16 protein-coding genes are annotated in these 15046 nt (G+C 41.2%); 10 read left to right on the top strand and 6 right to left on the bottom strand.

Annotated features, from left to right (window positions below):
* Positions 1-98 precede the first annotated feature (98 nt).
* Genes AACQ38_RS08815 through nfo form a run of 3 tightly spaced genes read left to right on the top strand, consistent with a single transcriptional unit; the run spans position 99 to position 2533 of the window.
* A complete protein-coding gene (locus tag AACQ38_RS08815) occupies positions 99-1481 on the top strand; it encodes an IS4-like element ISPlu9 family transposase (protein WP_165577925.1) in 1383 nt (460 codons plus the stop codon).
* Positions 1482-1529: 48 nt separating this feature from the next.
* Positions 1530-1694: a hypothetical protein gene (locus AACQ38_RS08820; protein WP_158538090.1), complete on the top strand. Its 165-nt coding sequence runs from the start codon at positions 1530-1532 to the stop codon at positions 1692-1694.
* On the top strand, positions 1691-2533 hold the full coding sequence (gene nfo / locus AACQ38_RS08825) for a deoxyribonuclease IV (protein WP_058589753.1): 843 nt from the start codon (positions 1691-1693) through the stop codon (positions 2531-2533). Before AACQ38_RS08820 ends, nfo begins: the two co-directional genes overlap by 4 nt.
* Positions 2534-2552: 19 nt before the next feature.
* Here nfo and fruK read toward each other — a convergent pair whose 3' ends face one another.
* A complete protein-coding gene (gene fruK, locus AACQ38_RS08830) occupies positions 2553-3491 on the bottom strand; it encodes a 1-phosphofructokinase (protein WP_011147078.1) in 939 nt (312 codons plus the stop codon).
* Positions 3492-3695: 204 nt separating this feature from the next.
* On the opposite strand from fruK, the gene AACQ38_RS08835 reads away from it, so the two are divergent.
* From AACQ38_RS08835 to yeiP, 3 genes are all read left to right on the top strand, one after another.
* Positions 3696-4115: a nucleotide triphosphate diphosphatase NUDT15 gene (locus AACQ38_RS08835; RefSeq protein ID WP_011147079.1), complete on the top strand. Its 420-nt coding sequence runs from the start codon at positions 3696-3698 to the stop codon at positions 4113-4115.
* A 115-nt stretch (positions 4116-4230) separates the two neighbouring features.
* Positions 4231-5490: a tryptophan permease gene (gene mtr, locus AACQ38_RS08840; RefSeq protein WP_011147080.1), complete on the top strand. Its 1260-nt coding sequence runs from the start codon at positions 4231-4233 to the stop codon at positions 5488-5490.
* A 132-nt stretch (positions 5491-5622) separates the two neighbouring features.
* Positions 5623-6195, top strand: coding sequence for an elongation factor P-like protein YeiP (yeiP, locus tag AACQ38_RS08845; RefSeq protein ID WP_011147081.1), 573 nt, complete (start codon positions 5623-5625; stop codon positions 6193-6195).
* Between the two features lie 350 nt (positions 6196-6545).
* On the opposite strand, the gene AACQ38_RS08850 is transcribed toward yeiP, so the two are convergent.
* A complete protein-coding gene (locus AACQ38_RS08850; RefSeq protein WP_228956931.1) occupies positions 6546-6863 on the bottom strand; it encodes a hypothetical protein in 318 nt (105 codons plus the stop codon).
* 433 nt (positions 6864-7296) lie between these two features.
* On the opposite strand from AACQ38_RS08850, the gene AACQ38_RS08855 reads away from it, so the two are divergent.
* Entirely contained in the window at positions 7297-8001 is a 705-nt protein-coding gene (locus AACQ38_RS08855; RefSeq protein ID WP_165577926.1) for a phosphatase PAP2 family protein, read from the top strand.
* 348 nt (positions 8002-8349) lie between these two features.
* Positions 8350-8940, top strand: a complete 591-nt coding sequence (gene mepS / locus AACQ38_RS08860; protein ID WP_011147084.1) for a bifunctional murein DD-endopeptidase/murein LD-carboxypeptidase — start codon at positions 8350-8352, stop codon at positions 8938-8940.
* A gap of 59 nt (positions 8941-8999) precedes the next feature.
* Here the strand turns inward: mepS and AACQ38_RS08865 are convergent, their stop codons facing one another.
* The 4 genes from AACQ38_RS08865 to rsuA form a co-directional block, all read right to left on the bottom strand.
* The gene (locus AACQ38_RS08865; protein ID WP_158538089.1) at positions 9000-9155 is read right to left on the bottom strand and encodes a hypothetical protein; all 156 of its coding nucleotides are present in this window, start codon (positions 9153-9155) and stop codon (positions 9000-9002) included.
* Complete coding sequence (locus AACQ38_RS08870) at positions 9152-9496, bottom strand: YejG family protein (RefSeq protein WP_011147085.1); 345 nt, start codon at positions 9494-9496, stop codon at positions 9152-9154. Before AACQ38_RS08870 ends, AACQ38_RS08865 begins: the two co-directional genes overlap by 4 nt.
* 1129 nt (positions 9497-10625) lie before the next feature.
* Positions 10626-11810, bottom strand: coding sequence for a Bcr/CflA family multidrug efflux MFS transporter (locus AACQ38_RS08875; protein ID WP_109791651.1), 1185 nt, complete (start codon positions 11808-11810; stop codon positions 10626-10628).
* Between the two features lie 43 nt (positions 11811-11853).
* The gene (gene rsuA / locus AACQ38_RS08880) at positions 11854-12555 is read right to left on the bottom strand and encodes a 16S rRNA pseudouridine(516) synthase RsuA (protein ID WP_011147087.1); all 702 of its coding nucleotides are present in this window, start codon (positions 12553-12555) and stop codon (positions 11854-11856) included.
* Between the two features lie 289 nt (positions 12556-12844).
* On the opposite strand from rsuA, the gene AACQ38_RS08885 reads away from it, so the two are divergent.
* Together AACQ38_RS08885 and rplY are read left to right on the top strand one after the other, a co-directional pair.
* Positions 12845-14602 carry a DEAD/DEAH box helicase gene (locus tag AACQ38_RS08885; RefSeq protein ID WP_109791652.1) on the top strand — a complete coding sequence of 586 codons (1758 nt, stop codon included), beginning with the start codon at positions 12845-12847 and terminating at the stop codon, positions 14600-14602.
* Between the two features lie 158 nt (positions 14603-14760).
* On the top strand, positions 14761-15045 hold the full coding sequence (rplY, locus tag AACQ38_RS08890) for a 50S ribosomal protein L25 (protein ID WP_058589756.1): 285 nt from the start codon (positions 14761-14763) through the stop codon (positions 15043-15045).
* Position 15046: the final 1 nt, after the last annotated feature.

Consider the following 15046-nt stretch of genomic DNA (forward strand, 5'->3'; position numbering starts at 1 on the left):
CTGTCTTTCCTACACAAATATTTTAACCCGCCCCCGCGTTATTGAACTTTTCCCTCATAGATTGATCTCAATAAAAAACACGACTTGAGGTAATCTTTATGTTTTCAACCTGCGCCGAACAATGGGCAAATGACACGTTTCAACATGCGGAATTAGGTGATAAACGCCGTACCAACCGCCTGGTGAAAGTGGCCTGTTCGTTGGCTAACCATATAGGACAATCGCTCGTGCAATCTCTTGACTCTCCTGCCGATGTTGAAGCGGCCTACCGACTGACCCGAAATTCCGCCATTGCGCCTCAGGCCATCGCCGAAGCCGGATTTACCGCCACCGTCGCTCACGCTCAACGTTATCATTGCCTGTTAGCGCTGGAAGACACGACAACCCTGTCATTTTCCCATGCGTCGGTCGCCGATGAACTCGGCTATACCACCTCAAAGGAAAAATCCCGGGGCATGCAGGCACACTCGGTGTTGTTATTTGCGCCTGAAGAACAACAGGTCGTGGGGTTGATAGAGCAACAGCGCTGGTGTCGAGATGTCAGTGATTATGGCAAAAGCCGACAACGCGATACACGCCCTTATGAAGGGAAAGAGAGTTATAAGTGGGAACGGGCCTCACAAGCCGTCGACAGCCGGTTAGGGGAGCAGATGGCCAACGTGATTTCTGTCTGTGACCGTGAAGCCGATATCATCGAATATCTGCGTTATAAAACGAGCCAAAAACAACGTTTCGTCATCCGTTCGATGCAAAACCGGCGTATAGAGGAAAGTCAGGATAAACTTTATGATTTTATCAGCCGGTTACAGAGTGCTGGAGAACGATTAGTTCAGGTCAGACAGAAAGGCGGGCGTCAGGCGCGTGTCGCGCATTGTGATATCAGTTATGCCGAAGTGACGTTGAAAATCCCCGAAGGAAAAAGCGGTGAGGCGGTGCGGATATTTTATGTCGGTTGCTACGAAAAAGGTCCGGAGGATGGGCTTTGCTGGCATCTTCTGACCTCCGAACCCGTCAACAGTCAGGAAGACGCCCATAAAATATTCAGTTATTACGAGCGCCGCTGGCTGATAGAAGAATTTCACAAAGCGTGGAAAACGGGCGGCACGCAGGTAGAAGCGCTGCGTATGCAAAGCAAAGATAATCTGGAGCGCATGATAGTGCTGCTGGCCTTTATTGCGGTACGAATACACCAGCTGCGTTTTATGGGTCTGAACAAAGAAGAGGCAGAGAAAGAGAGCTGTGAGACAGTATTAAGCCCCCTGGCGTGGAAATTACTGTGGTCAAAACAAGAAAAACGCCGTGTGCCGAAAAAAGCCCCGAGTTTGCATTGGGCCTTCATCAATCTGGGAAAACTGGCCGGCTGGTACGATTCCAAACGCACGGGTCGAGTCGGATGGGAACGACTTTGGGAAGGCTGGTTTCGGCTGCAAACCCTGATAGACGGCTATTTGCTGGCTAAATCAGTTGATTTGGAGATCTGATCAAGAGACAGGGCAAGGGAGCGAATCCCCGGGAGCATAGAGAACTATGTGACCGGGGTGAGTGAGTGCAGCCAACAAAGAAGCAACTTGAAAGATGACGGGTATATACCCTATGGAACGGGTATAACCTTTCCGTTCTTAAGATTCATTGAGCGATTGAACAATGCCATAATCCATAATGACGTAAAGAAAGCAAGAAGGAGAAAAATATGAAATTTGTTGGAGCACATGTCAGCGCGGCTGGCGGAGTTGATCAAGCGGTTATCCGGGCGCACGAACTAAAAGCTACCGCCTTTGCCCTATTTACAAAAAATCAGCGCCAGTGGCATGCTCCACATTTAGCCGCTGACGTTATCGATAAATTTAAAGAAAACTGTGAACGTTATGGATATGGTAGCCGACAAATTCTCCCTCACGATAGTTATCTGATTAATCTCGGCCATCCAGAAAGTGAAGCTCTGGAAAAATCCCGACTGGCTTTTATTGATGAGATGCAACGTTGCGAACAATTAGGGATCGATTTATTGAACTTCCATCCTGGCAGCCATCTCAATAAAGTAGATGTGGATAAATGCCTGGCGCGTATTGCGGAATCTATCAATATTGCTCTCAATAAAACCCAGGGAGTCACTGCTGTCATCGAAAATACGGCAGGCCAAGGCACTAATCTGGGTTTTAAATTTGAACATCTGGCAGCAATTATTGATGGAGTTGAAGATAAAAACCGAGTGGGTGTCTGTATTGATACCTGCCACGCCTTTGCTGCTGGCTACGATTTACGTACAAACGATGTTTGTGAACAAACTTTTCAACAGTTTGAAAAAATTGTTGGCTTTCAATATTTATGCGGAATGCATTTAAATGATGCCAAAAGTGAATTCGCCAGCCGTGTTGACCGACATCATAGCCTTGGAGAAGGAAATATTGGTAAAACACCTTTCAGTTATATTATGAAAGATGCTCGTTTTGATGGTATTCCACTCATCCTTGAAACAATAAACCCAGATATTTGGCCGCAAGAAATTGCCTGGCTGAAATTACAACAAAATTAATGATTCTTTAATTAACGCATTATCTAACGGGTATCAGTTCAACTTTGGCCATCATGGCAGCTAATTCAGGACGATTGCTGATACCCACATTAGGCTGGCTAACGGCAAGTGCAGATACAGCGGTCGCCAATCGCAACGTATGTTCACTGGATTCCCGCATCAGCAAACCATAAACCAAGCCCCCAACCATTGAATCACCAGCCCCAACAGTGCTGACGACTTTACAATGTGGTGGTTTCGCCAACCATGCTCCAGACGCATTAACCCATAATGCCCCCTGCTCACCCAAGGATATGACAACATGAGCAATTCCCTGATCCCTAAGTTGATGTGCTGCTATGATGATATCGGACAACTCAGGTAACAGACGTCCCGCCCATACTTCAAGCTCATGGCGATTCGGCTTCACTAACCAAGGGGATGCTTTTAACCCTGCAACCAATGCTTCACGGCTGCTATCAAAAATAATGCAAGGACAAAGCTGACGTAGACAGGTCATCCAGTCAGTAAACGATTCAGCAGAGACACCAGCCGGTAAACTACCACTAACAACAACCATATCAAACTGTCCAAGCCATGAAAGCGAATCATTAACAAATCCCGACCATTCAGCTTCACCGACATAAAAACCAGTGAAGTTAAAGTCTGTCACTTCTCCGCTTTCTTCTGTCAATTTGACATTAATCCGTGTTCTGCCTGGTACTAAATGAAAACGATTTACCATACCATTTTCATTGAAGAACTGTTGAAATCCTTCCTGATTTTCCTTACCCAAAAAACCACTCACCGTGACATCAATACCTAAGTCACGCAAAACTTTAGCAACATTATTGCCTTTACCAGCAGCATGCAGTCCAGCGGCTTGCACTCGGTTGATCGCTCCCTTGACGATTTCCGGGCACAATCCTACCAAATCATAAGCAGGGTTTAGGGTGATAGTGGCAACTCTACGGCTCATTTCGCCCGATGTCTCCTAAATAGATAATCATCATCATTACTATGAATTTTCAGTTCTATTTATATCACTAAAATTGAATCGTTTCAGTTAAATTCCGTACTTTATTGATCGTTGTCTTAAATTGGTTTCCGGATAAGAATAGCATTGAATTTTTCTCAAAAAGATTGCTAATTTATTGAAATTTAAATGAAAGGAATAAACAAAATGTCTGTCATTGTGGGTGTTGGTGTGGTTATTGTGAACGAATGTGGTCAAGTATTACTCGGAAAACGTAGCAGTAAACATGCTCCATACTGGTCAATCTTTGGTGGTCATGTTGATGCCGGAGAAACTTTTGAGCAATGTGCAATCCGTGAAATTGCAGAAGAAACGGGTCTGACGATTCAATCACCAAAGGTCTACGGTATTTGTAATAATCTTCAAACTTACCAACAGGAAGGAAAACATACTATTTCAGTATGTTTACTGGCAAAACATCCAGGTGGTGAACCAAAATTGATGGAACCAGAAAAATGTGAACAATTTATGTGGTGCGATCCCAATAATCTTCCTGAACCTCATTTTGAAGCTAGCCGGAATGCAATAAAAATGTGGCAAGAAAATAAATTTTATCTTACTGAATGAACTAACTTATGTTAGTTCAATTTCAAATAATCCTTTATGGCATCTATTTACACTCTATAGACAAGAATGTATCTTTAAGCTAGTACAAAGAAACAATATACCAGTAGGAGTTAATATGTCCACTGAGACACCCCAGAGTTTAAAGCGCCCTCCCATACTGGGTGGTGCAATGATCATTGCCGGAACTGCTGTCGGTGCAGGAATGTTCTCTACTCCTGTGGCAACTTCCGGTGTCTGGTTTACTGGCTCAATTATTCTGCTGGTTTACACATGGGTGTGTATGTATTTCTCCGGCTTGATGATACTAGAAACCAACCTGAACTACCCATCAGGTGCAAGCTTCCATACCATGACTAAAGATTTACTCGGTAAAGGATGGAATGCAATCAATGGTATCTCTATTGCATTCGTGCTTTATATATTAACCTACGCCTATATTTCAGCGGGTGGCTCAATTATTGCCCACAATTTTAAAAATATTATTTCGATATCACAGGCAAATGCTGGCTTTATTTTCGCTTTTATCGTTGCATTTATTGTCTGGTTATCGACTCAAGCTGTCGATCGTTTGAGCACAATTTTGATCGGCGGTATGGTTATTACTTTTTTTATGTCCGTTGGCGGCATGTTTACCGAAGTTAAATATGTCATTTTGTTTAATCAGACGGATACTACATCAAACGACACGGCAACAAGTTATATATCTTACGCTTTAACCGCTCTACCCTATTTACTCGTTTCATTCGGATATCACGGTAACATCCCAAGTTTAGTAAAATATTATCATAAAGATAGAAAAGCCGTTATTCGCAGCCTGTTATTAGGTACATTAATCGCATTAACTATTTATATCCTATGGCAATATGTCATTCAGGGAAATATTCCCCGCGAAGCATTCAAACAGATTATTGCTGATGGCGGGAATATCGGTGATTTATTAAAACACATGGATAATACAACAAACAGCAAAACCGTTCACCAGCTTCTAAATGCCTTCTCTTATATGGCATTAGCAAGTTCATTTCTTGGTGTCTCTTTAGGGCTATTTGATTACATAGCCGATTTCTTCGGTTTTAAAGATAACAACACCGGCCGGTTAACATCTGCATTAGTGACATTTATTCCGCCAACAGCGCTAGCTTTACTGTTCCCCAATGGTTTTCTATATGCCATTGGCTTTGCTGGATTCGCTGCAACCATCTGGGCTGTCATTATTCCAGCACTGATGGCTAGGGCAAGTCGCCAGCGCTTCCCTGAAGCCAGTTACCGAGCACCAGGAGGGAAATTCCTCATTGGGTTCGTCATTCTGTTTGGTTTGATAAATGCTATAGCCCATATTTTGTCCTCTCTTGATTTATTACCTGTGTATCATTGACATATAAAACATTCTTACTACAACCCCAATGTAAAAAAACAGTGGGGTTTTTTAATCCCTACTTGCCTAATGTCTTGACTGCGAGTAATTTTGTCGCCGATTATTCTCTTATGGTTTTATGGAAGGTTACATATGGCTAAAGCCAACGAAATTAAACGCGGTAGCGCCGTCAGTTATAATGGTAAGTTACTGCTGGTTAAAGATATTGATATTCAAGCACCAAGCGCCCGGGGAGCTAGCACATTATATAAAATGCGCTTTACTGATATCCGCACCGGTCAGAAAGTGGAAGAACGCTTCAAAGGCGATGATATCCTTGATACGATCAGCCTAACTCGTCGTAGCGTTAACTTTTCCTACATTGATGGTGATGAATATGTTTTCATGGATGATGAAGATTTCACACCTTATCACTTTAAAAAGGAACAAATCGAAGAAGAGTTATTATTTATTCCTGAAGGTGGCCTGCCTGGTATGCAAGTTCTGACAATAGAGGGACAAGTCATTGCCCTTGAACTACCACAAACAGTCGATATGGTTATTGAAGAAACAGCCCCTGGAATTAAAGGCGCTTCAGCCAGTGCACGAACAAAACCGGCCAAAATGAGCACCGGACTCACCGTGCAAGTACCTGAATATATCAGTAGCGGGGAAAGAATCCGTATTCATATTGCAGAACGCCGCTATATGGGACGTTGCGATTAACAATATTAGCTAATTCTGAGTTGCCCGGTATATACCTTATGGATTTCAAGATGCATCGCGACGGCAAGGGAGCGAATCCCCGGGAGCATAGATAACGATGTGACCGGGGTGAGTGAGTGCAGCCAACAAAGAGGCAACTTGAAAGATGACGGGTATAAAACAGGGTAACTCACTTTTCACCTATTCCATTCATTAAATCAATCAGCTACTTTCTATTAGCATTTGGGCATAATTTAAACTCCCAAATAAAATATAACTCTGTCACTCATTCATTTTAGCAATGACAGATAAAACCCCGATGCTTCTTCAATTAAACATTGAATAAATAACCTATAAAATTTTTCTTAACATCAATTATAGAAAATTGTAACAACGCCAATTTTCTCTTTTCCTTTTATCCATTTAATCTCGGTTACACCGATTTGGTGTGGTAAATAAAAATAAATATCATTTTGCAAATCGAGCTTTCGTCGTTGGATAATCTTATGTCCTTTTCGCCAACACGTGGTGTCAGCCCAGTTATCACGCCAATCAAAACGACACGGTGATTCAACGATCGCACCAGAAAAGCGAATAACCCCTGTATTTGATGCTGTTTCTGGCTCACTATTGACAAGACCAGAAATCATCAGAAAAAAACAACCCATTATAACCCGAAACATAGACATACAGCCTCCACCATAAAACAGCATCATTCGCTGCAATTTCCAAAAATGAAATCAATCTAGAAATCGGAAAAATTTATGAGTCTATATATTGGTAACGGCTATTTTCATTGTTTATTTATGATTTTTAGCGATTAAAACTGATTAAGATATTTATATCTTATAATATTAGAATTATCAGAAGTAATTCTCAATAAATTAAGAATTTACAACCTTAAACACCCCAATATCACTCAATAAAATCCATAGAATTGGGCAGGAATAGTTACCAAAGTAAATAAAAAAATGCAGGAAAAGCACAAAAAAGTAGATAAAAAAAACAACAAATTAACTTATGATTAAGAGCGGTGACATTATTACTCAATATTTGTTATATTAACCTACATAATTGTAAGTTTAGTTACCACTTATCTTATTTTTAACAAATAGGTCTCCCATGACACGCAGTCACCCATTTGCCATATTTATACTGAACCTGTTAGGGATCACTTTATTTCTCTCCTGGTATTTACCAGAGCATCATGGTTTCTGGCTCAAGATCGACTCTGCAATCTTCTACTTCTTTAATGAGAAATTAACATCAGGCTCAACATTCACAGAATTTGTAGCATTTGTGAATATCAGGGCCTTCGATGTCATTTCACTTTTATGTATGGGATTGCTGTATTACAACGCTTTTCGTAAACAGAATTACGATGGCAAACGCAGATTATTCATGATTGGTTTGGTCATGATAATAAGCGCAGTTATACTTAACCAAATCGGTCACCTACTCCCTGTTGTCCGTCCAAGCCCAACATTAACCTTCGATCATATCAATCGTATTAGCGAAATGACCAATCTGGTAACAAAAGATGCATCAAGCGATAGCTTTCCAGGTGATCACGGATTAATGCTCCTGATTTTCAGCTGCTTTATTCTTCGATATATCTCAGGCAGAGCATTCTGTATTGCATTACTCATTATGGTAATATTTGCGTTACCTCGCATAATGGCAGGCGCTCACTGGTTTACTGATATTGCAGTCGGTTCTTTATCTCTGGTACTCATCGGAACAAGTTGGCTACTATTAACACCATTAAGTGACATAATGATTAACTGGCTGGATAAGAATCTGCCGCAAATTGGTCGCCCAATTTAAGATCTTTTCCATAAACTCTTTTTACTGAATCATATCGGGAAGGTATTTAACCTTCCCAATAGTTCATAAAACCCACATAAATTAGCAACACACCTGCTCTCTCCTACTTAGAAATCTAATTTTTTGTAAATTATGTCATTAAATACTCGCCTTTTCCTGATTGTTTCTGTACTCTCAAGCTGAATAACATTTATTGTAAATATCGTTATAAAACGTGGCATCAGACGCGTTTTTTCACTAAGCGCGTTGTTTACTCATTGTTTTTTCTAACACCAGGCTTTGAAGTGTTTGATATTTTTCAATAATAGCGACCAACTAAGGTAAGGATAGCAAGGGAAAACAAAAATAATGGTCAAGTCTCAACCGGCACTGAGATACATTACGCGGCTGATACCCGCGCTGTTCGTAGCGATCACCTTATCCGCGTGCAGCTCACCAGATTCATCAAGGTTTCGTAACACACAAACTGATACGCATGCAGTAAACGGTAAGAACGGCTTCTTACTTCAAGCGTCTCAGGATGAATTCGAAGCACTCGTTCGCAATCTGGACATAAAATCTAAAATTCTTAGCCAATACAATGGCTGGAAAGGGGTTGCCTATCGACTCGGTGGCGTTACTAAACGCGGTATAGATTGTTCTGGCTTTGTTCAACGTACTTTCCGTGACCAGTTTGGTATGGAACTGCCGCGTTCAACATTTGAACAACAAAATATTGGCAAAAAAATTGACCGTTCAAGATTACGCCCTGGCGATTTAGTTTTATTTAAGACAGGTGCCCGTACCAGGCATATTGGCATCTATGTTGGTAATGACCAATTTGTTCACGCCTCTACTAGCAATGGTGTAATCGTTTCCAGATTAAGCAGCACATACTGGAGCAAACGTTATTACAGCGGTCGCCGAGTCATCAGTAATAGCATTGTGCCTAATGGCTAAAAAATGCCTAACGGCTAAAAGCTGAAAATTTTTCCCTTGCCCACAAAAAAGCGCCTCCATCAAAGGAAGCGCTTTTCGCGTTTATACCCGTCATCTTTCAAGCTGCCTCTTTGTTGGCGGCACTCACTCACCCCGGTCACATAGTTATCTATGCTCCCGGGGATTCGTTCCCTTGCCGTCGCGAAGCAACTTGAAATCCATAGGGGATATATCAAAATGGATAAAGCGCAGTTATCTTTTCAGCAATGGCAGCGCCAAGTGTCTTCAAACGACACATAACCGCACTTTCATCTTCACTATTAATAAATAAGCACGGCTGACCTTCCAACTCAATCACAGTGCTTCCAATTTGCATATCAGCAAGCGATTGCTGTAATTTTTGCATAACATTCCACGCAGCCCCGTCTTCGTGGCTGAGTAACTTCAACCCCATCAGGCTGCTTTCTGCATTCACTTCATCAACCGGAAGCGGCTCAACTTTGATACCCACAAAACCGGGTGACCACTTGTAACTTTGCGGCAGCCGATGTACTACCGAAAGCTGAATATTATTCACGAATCATTCCTACCTGAAAGAACATAGATACAAAAGTTAAAGTTAGCGGCTATCTTCAGGTGTTCTACTCGCCAAAACCGAATAACTAACCCCCAAAAAAAGTAAACGAAAAGTTAAATTTGTGTTTATAGTATTACATTAATTCCAAATTTCACCTTAGAAAAAGTGAGATCAATCTCTCATTTCTCATATATTTATACTTTTTTTAAAGAAAACTCAACTAATTTTTATGCAAAAACCCAACTTTATGTTTAATGATTGTTTACATATTTTATTTTTTCAACTCAACACTTTAACATAAAAATCAAATAAGAACTGTAAAAACAAATAGATAACAATGTGTTTTATAAGGTATAATTAATAACAACCTAATGATAACGCCATTTAATATTTTTTAATTTAACAAAAATACAACAATTACTTATAATCACTATCAATGCATCAATAACAACTCATTCACATTGAAAAACATTTCGGAATTTCCTTATAGTAGAAAGTTAGCTTCTCAGCTCAACAAGAAAATAAAAATCAACAAATACGCAACAGTAATAATAAAAAAATAATGAAGCAACAACAGTTTCACCTTGCCATAAATAGATCAATATCACCATCATATATACCCGTTATCTTTCAAGTTGCCTCTTTGTTGGCTGCACTCGCTCACCCCGGTCACATCGTTATCTATGCTCCCGGGGATTCACTCCCTTGCCGTCGCGAAGCATCTTGAAATCCATAGGGTATAGCTATTATGCATAACCCATTATTCAATTTCCCTGAACATTCAGGGAAAATATTCTCTTTACTAACATTATCGTTTTTAATGATAATGTTAGTAATACAAAAAATGCAGCTAATACCACAACCTCGTTACTTAATGGCGAATCTTAGAATAACAAAAAATAGCACAATTTTCTGTTCTAATGGGTTATCTTTAATAAATAATATTAAATCTTACCTCTGTCAATCAAGAATATATCAACGAAAGTAGATATATATTTTAGAATAAAAAAACTCCTCAACAATCTCATATAAAATTATAACCAGACAACATCATCAAAAATATTTTTCGCTTACCCTAATTTTCTCTTTAAGGAAAAGGCTGCACATGAAAACAGCCTTCTGTTTTTACTTATCGCCTCTTTTTTGCGTATATAATAAGCAACACAGCCAAAATAACAGATAAAACCATAGAACCAACCATTGGCCAGGCATTACGTGCAGGTAACATGGCAAGTAATATACCAACCAAAGCACTAATACCAAAACGAACGGTACCTGCCAATGAAGACACCGTTCCGGCCATATGTGGATAATCATCTAAAACCACGGCCATAACATTGGATGTAATCATTGCAATACCACATACATAAGCTGCAACACCGATGACCAGAGCAGTAAAGCCAAAATTGAGGGCGGTAGACAGTAACAACCAGATCCCCATCATAAACTGCACACTCAAACCAAAATACATCATCTTCAACGCACCAAAGCGCCGGACATAGCGACTATTGATTGTCGTCATCACAAACAGAAATACGATGTTAAGCGCAAAGTAATAACCAAAGTGCTGAGGCGAAACACCATTTAACTCAATATAAACAAATGGCCCTGCACTGAGAAAAGAGAACATTCCCGCAAATGAAAAACCGCTGGCAAGCATGTAGCAAAATACACGACGCTGGCGAAATAACATAATAAACTGGCTTACGGTTGTACGAAGATGAAATTTTTGTCTTTTTTCTTTTGGTAAAGTTTCTCTTATAAAGAAAGCGACAAGGAATACAGTAATAACAGACGTCACCGCAATACTCCAGAAAATCGCATGCCATGTGAACCAAATCATTATCATGCCACCAAGAATTGGAGCAATTAATGGGGCAATGGTCATTACCAATATCACAAAAGACATGCTACGCGAGAATTCATCTTTGGTGAACAGATCTCGCATTAGCGCATTAATGACAACACCCGCTGCGGCGGCGGAGAATCCATGCAAAAAGCGCATATAAATAAAATCATCGATATTCTGAACCATTGCACACGCAGCTGAAGCCAAGGCAAATACAGTAACCCCACCTAGAATAACCGGCTTACGCCCCAAACTGTCAGCCATTGGGCCATATACCATCTGACCGATAGCAAAACCGAGAATATAACTGCTCAGCGTCATCTGAACCTGTCCGCTATCTACACCGAAATCCTCGGCAACAGTCGGCAAACTCGGCAAATACATATCAATGGCAAGGGGCATTAACATAGAAAGTAGCCCAAGGATTAGAATCAGTCCCAAATAGGATGATCGTTGTTGTTGCACGTATATTGCTCCAATAATTTAAAATAATTAACTAAAACCAAAATTAAAGAAAAGTGACACTGGCAATTTCTTGCTCGGTTAATGATCGGTACTCGCCTGGCTCCAATTCAGGAGCTAAGATGATTTCACCGATTCGCTCACGATGAAGCGCGGTTACCCGATTACCTACCGCTGCAAACATGCGTTTTACCTGATGGTAACGCCCTTCACTAATCGTCAGACGGGCTATTTGCGGCTCCAGAATTTCTAGCTGGGCGGGTTTTGTCACTGTTTTTTCACCATTAAGTTGCACACCTGCAAGAAATTTATCTGCCGTCTCTGCTGCAACTGGACATTCAAGTGTGACTAGATAGGTTTTTTTACAATGATGTTTTGGGGAAGTAATACGATGAGACCATTGACCATCATCGGTTAGCAAAACCAGACCAGTGGTATCCATATCCAACCTACCCGCCGTATGCAATTTATGCGCTGCCGGCTCATCAATAAAATAGAGCACCGTTGGATTTATCGGATCATCGGTGGAACAAACATACCCCTGTGGTTTATTTAGCATAAAATAACGAGGCCCTTGTTGCTGTTCCAATAATGAACCATCAAACATGACCTGTTGCTCTGGAGTTAATTTATAAGCTCCGGTTTTTACAATCTCATCATCAACAGTGATGCGTCCCGCACGCAACTCGCGCCCTACGTCATTCCGGCTGATACCAAGCTGTTGTGACAAAAATTTATCCAATCGCATGGATGAAGACACCTGTATTAATTAATTTAAAAGTGAACGTGATCCACTACTATTTTGGCACTACCTCGGCACTACAACACAGAGCCACCAAAAAAGAAGATATGAAATGAGTCCAAAAGATTTCAAAGCTAATCATAACTATGTTTACTATAAACAACAATTATCTATTTATTATAACCAGTCATAGTTTCACTCAATCAGATAATTATCTGACTTTGACCTCCGTCCACAGAAAATTGATAAGAAAAATGTTACTCTTTTGCGAATATTTTTCGGTTACGAAACGATTATGACTTTTACTTTACGTCCCTATCAGCAAGAAGCCGTGGATGCCACCGTTAATCATTTCCGGCACCATCATGAACCCGCAGTCATTGTATTACCAACTGGAGCAGGTAAAAGCCTGGTTATTGCTGAACTGGCAAAATTAGCTCGTGGGAAAGTATTAGTATTGGCTCATGTAAAAGAATTAGTTGCACAGAATTACAGCAAATACTGCGCATACGGTTTACCAGCAGATATTTTTTCCGCAGGATTACAGCAAAAACAAAGTGCAGGAAAAGTCGTTTTTGGTAGCGTGCAATCTGTCGCCCGTAATCTTGAACATTTTGATAATCAATTCTCTTTGCTGATAATTGATGAATGCCACCGTATCAGTGATGATGAAAACAGCCAGTACCAGCAAATTATTCATCACCTTCGGCAAAATAACCCACAACTACGTATTCTTGGCTTAACAGCAACACCTTACAGACTGGCTATCGGCTGGATATATCACTATCACTATCACGGCATGACCCGTGGTGATGAAAGCTGTTTTTTCCGTGATTGCATCTATGAATTGCCCCTGCGTTATATGATTAAACACGGTTTCCTGATCCCGCCAAAACGGCTAGATATGCCCGTTATGCAATATGATTTCAGCCAAGTTCGCTCCAGTCAGCAAAGCATCTTCAATGACACTGATTTAAACCACGAAATCAAACGACAAAAACGCATCACACCTCACATTATCAGACAAATCATTGAATATTCCGCTGACCGCAAAGGGGTTATGCTTTTTGCTGCAACTGTCGAACATGCCAAAGAGATTTTTCAATTACTCCCTCCCGGCCAAGCCGCATTAGTCAGTGCTGATACATCAACTGCGGATCGTGATCGGTTTATCGAAGCCTTTAAAACTCAGCGATTGCGCTATATGGTTAACGTCGCCGTATTGACAACTGGATTTGATGCCCCCCATGTTGATCTGATAGCCATTCTGCGTCCTACTGAATCCGTTAGTTTATATCAGCAAATTATCGGTCGTGGTTTACGATTATTTCCCGGCAAAAAAGATTGCCTGATTCTCGATTATGCAGGAAATCCTCACGATCTCTACACACCAGAAGTTGGCAGCAATAAACCGGATAAACAGAGCCAACCGGTTCAAGTATTCTGCCCTATCTGTAACTTCGCTAATATATTTTGGGGAAAATGCACCTCCGACGGTGAAATTATTGAGCACTTTGGCCGCCGCTGTCAGGGTTGGGAAAACGATCAATATGGCAAACGCCGTCAATGTGAGTTCCGCTTTCGTTTTAAACTCTGCCCTCATTGCAATGCAGAAAATGATATTGCAGCGCGGCGTTGCCACAGTTGCCAAGAGGTGCTGGTCGATCCCGACGATATGTTGAAAGCCGCATTGAAGCTCAAAGATGCACTGGTACTGCGTTGTGGTGGCATGCAACTCATCCCTGAAACTGACAGTAAAGGCGAATGGCTGAAAATTATCTATTACGATGAAGATGGCGCTGATGTTTCGGAACGCTTTCGGCTTACAACACCGGCCCAGCGGCTAGCCTTTGAGCACCAATTTCTTCGTCAGCATCAACGTGCCCCAGCGATACCTTTTAACTGGAAAACCGCCTCAGATATCGTTCACCAGCAACCTTTATTACGCCATCCAGATTTTGTTGTCGCCCGTAAAAAAGGTCGATTCTGGCAGATTCGTGAAAAAATCTTTGATTACCAAGGACGTTTCCGACGAGCAGACGAATTGTACTAATAGATTCAGATTGGCCTATTCCATTTGCTGTAACCGCCATTTTTCGCTAGAATGCCGCCCGCTTGACACTAGCTCTATGTTAAATGTTAAGCCAAATCTCGAACCTGCTGCTGGGTCGCCTGTAGCAGGATTTATTTTCTTCTTAAAGAGAAAAAATAATGTTTACTATTAATGCAGAAGTACGTAAAGAGCAGGGCAAAGGTGCGAGCCGCCGCCTGCGTAGAGCTAACAAGTTTCCAGCTATCGTATACGGTGGCAACCAAGAGCCAGTTTCTATTGAACTGGATCACGATCAGGTTATCAACATGGAACAAAAAGCTGAATTTTATAGCGATGTTCTGACCCTGGTTATCGACGGTAAAGAGACTAAAGTTAAAGTGCAGGCTGTACAGCGCCATCCGTTTAAACCAAAACTGGCACACATTGACTTCCTGCGTGCTTAAT

Origin of the sequence: Photorhabdus sp. RW14-46, from assembly GCF_963887965.1 — a bacterium.
Taxonomy (GTDB): Bacteria; Pseudomonadota; Gammaproteobacteria; order Enterobacterales; family Enterobacteriaceae; genus Photorhabdus; species Photorhabdus laumondii.

What these genes read in the sequence shown, in the direction of transcription:
- AACQ38_RS08815 (WP_165577925.1), top strand. Translation starts at nt 99, where the DNA reads ATGTTTTCAACCTGCGCCGAACAATGGGCAAATGACACGTTTCAACAT.
- nfo (WP_058589753.1), top strand. Translation starts at nt 1,691, where the DNA reads ATGAAATTTGTTGGAGCACATGTCAGCGCGGCTGGCGGAGTTGATCAA.
- fruK (WP_011147078.1), bottom strand. Translation starts at nt 3,491, where the DNA reads ATGAGCCGTAGAGTTGCCACTATCACCCTAAACCCTGCTTATGATTTG.
- AACQ38_RS08835 (WP_011147079.1), top strand. Translation starts at nt 3,696, where the DNA reads ATGTCTGTCATTGTGGGTGTTGGTGTGGTTATTGTGAACGAATGTGGT.
- mtr (WP_011147080.1), top strand. Translation starts at nt 4,231, where the DNA reads ATGTCCACTGAGACACCCCAGAGTTTAAAGCGCCCTCCCATACTGGGT.
- yeiP (WP_011147081.1), top strand. Translation starts at nt 5,623, where the DNA reads ATGGCTAAAGCCAACGAAATTAAACGCGGTAGCGCCGTCAGTTATAAT.
- AACQ38_RS08850 (WP_228956931.1), bottom strand. Translation starts at nt 6,863, where the DNA reads ATGTCTATGTTTCGGGTTATAATGGGTTGTTTTTTTCTGATGATTTCT.
- AACQ38_RS08855 (WP_165577926.1), top strand. Translation starts at nt 7,297, where the DNA reads ATGACACGCAGTCACCCATTTGCCATATTTATACTGAACCTGTTAGGG.
- mepS (WP_011147084.1), top strand. Translation starts at nt 8,350, where the DNA reads ATGGTCAAGTCTCAACCGGCACTGAGATACATTACGCGGCTGATACCC.
- rsuA (WP_011147087.1), bottom strand. Translation starts at nt 12,555, where the DNA reads ATGCGATTGGATAAATTTTTGTCACAACAGCTTGGTATCAGCCGGAAT.
- AACQ38_RS08885 (WP_109791652.1), top strand. Translation starts at nt 12,845, where the DNA reads ATGACTTTTACTTTACGTCCCTATCAGCAAGAAGCCGTGGATGCCACC.
- rplY (WP_058589756.1), top strand. Translation starts at nt 14,761, where the DNA reads ATGTTTACTATTAATGCAGAAGTACGTAAAGAGCAGGGCAAAGGTGCG.